The following is a 506-nucleotide window of genomic DNA, read 5'->3' on the forward strand; positions in this document are numbered from 1 at the left end:
GCTATGGCTATTGCTGGCTAACTCAATGCCTATTTTCTCCCTTTTGTCAATGCGTAACTTCTAAAATAGTCTCTATCCCGATGGACTACCACAGATGTCCCAGGCGCATATTTATTTATAAATGAATTTAGAGCTTGTGCAATTCCTATATTTGAGCATCCCTTATATGACCATATTTCATATTCACCAGCTCTAAATCCAGAAGAATCAGCAAGAATATTTATATATCTAGTGTCTTCGTCTTCAGTTAAAAGAACACATGGGATTCCACCATTTCTAAGTTGATCACCTTTATCTAAAGCCCCAATTTCTATCAAGATACTTCTTTCATAATCATCTGAGTTTTGGATGAGATTGCAATGGGAGCATCTCAATTAGGCACTGAGTATAAATACTTAGGAGAAAAGAGGGATAAAATAGAAATAAATTAACCCGTCCAAGCAAATGACACCAGAAGAAAAGGAGACTGAAGCCTGCACCAGAGAGATAGCGGAAATCCTGTATCG

1 protein-coding gene is annotated in these 506 nt (G+C 37.4%); it reads right to left on the reverse strand.

Features of this window, described 5'->3' with window-relative positions; genetic code table 11:
- Positions 1 to 29 precede the first annotated feature (29 nt).
- Complete coding sequence (locus tag PSE7429_RS23100) at positions 30 to 317, reverse strand: hypothetical protein (RefSeq protein ID WP_040690574.1); 288 nt, start codon at positions 315 to 317, stop codon at positions 30 to 32.
- Positions 318 to 506: the final 189 nt, after the last annotated feature.

Origin of the sequence: Pseudanabaena biceps PCC 7429, from assembly GCF_000332215.1 — a bacterium.
Lineage (GTDB): Bacteria > Cyanobacteriota > Cyanobacteriia > Pseudanabaenales > Pseudanabaenaceae > Pseudanabaena > Pseudanabaena biceps.